This is a genomic window from Pseudoalteromonas sp. P1-16-1b, from assembly GCF_001401785.1.
GTDB classification, from domain to species: domain Bacteria; phylum Pseudomonadota; class Gammaproteobacteria; order Enterobacterales; family Alteromonadaceae; genus Pseudoalteromonas; species Pseudoalteromonas undina.
This window is the reverse complement of the sequence record NZ_LKGQ01000046.1, coordinates 1-1447: the sequence shown is the minus strand read 5'-3', so window position 1 is coordinate 1447 and position 1447 is coordinate 1. Positions and strand designations below refer to the sequence as shown.

Annotated in this window: 3 tRNA genes; 1 reads left to right on the top strand and 2 read right to left on the bottom strand. The window is 41.1% G+C overall.

The features are described 5' to 3' along the window. Positions 1-211: 211 nt before the first annotated feature. Positions 212-287: transfer RNA gene (locus AN392_RS18050), tRNA-Glu, on the bottom strand. Between the two features lie 36 nt (positions 288-323). Next, positions 324-399: transfer RNA gene (locus AN392_RS18045), tRNA-Ala, on the bottom strand. Positions 400-1165: 766 nt separating this feature from the next. Between AN392_RS18045 and AN392_RS18040 the strand changes: the two genes are divergently transcribed. Further along, positions 1166-1241 (top strand) — tRNA-Val (locus AN392_RS18040). Positions 1242-1447: the final 206 nt, after the last annotated feature.

The following is a 1447-nucleotide window of genomic DNA, read 5'->3' as shown; positions in this document are numbered from 1 at the left end:
CCAAGGGGATTCGAACCCCTGTTACCGCCGTGAAAGGGCGGTGTCCTAGGCCTCTAGACGATGGGGACACTAAAAAGTGTCACTAGGACGATTGATTAGTTTAACTCACATCCTGAGCTCTTAAGGTAATGGCGTATAGTACAAATAAAGACTCGAGCTTTATGTGTTACGCTATTTTCTCGGTAAAACCGCCTTTAACTAAAAAGTTAAGTGGCGTCCCCAAGGGGATTCGAACCCCTGTTACCGCCGTGAAAGGGCGGTGTCCTAGGCCTCTAGACGATGGGGACACAGAAAACTGCTACCCTAGGACAAACACTAAAAATTGGTGGAGCTATGCGGGATCGAACCGCAGACCTCTTCGCTGCCAGCGAAGCGCTCTCCCAGCTGAGCTATAGCCCCAACTTATTCAATACGCTCGGTGATAACCACGTCGTGTATCGCTTAGTGCGGGGCGCATTCTATGCACCCCCCAAAATAAAGTCAACAGTTTTTTGTGCGACATTATTTAAATGGTTTAATTTTCAACAAACTGGCTATCATACATGCTAAAAAGTAGATTTTCATACTACTTAGTAACCATGAGCTTCGTTAAGTGTGCCACATTTAAGTTTGAGTTGAGCATGACGACCCTATAATACTAAAAGCACCTATTCACATCGGACTCAAAAGGTATACATTTATATGCAAATTGAGTTATCACTGCTTTTCTCCTAAAACGGGCCTACTTCCATCATAGCCTAGCTGGATTTTATTAAATGCTAATTGTAAAGCTTAACAATGCTAAGCGATAAACAACTTGCTAATTTGAGTGGTTTAAACAATTGAATAACATAGGCAGGATGATCTGAACTAGAAAGCTTTACTTTGATTTCTTGGTTGCAACCCTGACTCGGCAAATCAATTACCACTAAATTGAATTAATTTTCATCCTTAAAAAGCAACAGAACTCTATCTAGTGAATATAAATATAGTTATATTAACCCCCAGCCAAAGGTGCTTATTGTTCGTTTTACGTTACCTTGTTGATAAAGTGAACACTATTTGCATTGCATTGATTATAAAAGCTTCATTCAGCACATTTTTATCATTCAAGTGTTGACACATTTACAAGTCTATCTATAATAGCGCCCCACAACAACGCAGCAATGTGGTGTTGTTTAGATGCGGGTGATTAGCTCAGTTGGGAGAGCATCGCCCTTACAAGGCGAGGGTCACTGGTTCAAGTCCAGTATCACCCACCACATTCTAATGTGTCGTATCTAAGTTCTATATGGATAATTAGCTCAGTTAGAAATAAGAGAGTGCCATCGTTATTTACAAATAACGGCGAGGTTCACTGGTTAAAGTCCAGTACTATTTTTTAATAGTAGCGTTTTAATTTATATGTGGGTGATTAGCTCAGTTGGGAGAGCATCGCCCTTACAAGGCGAGGGTCACTGGTTCAAGT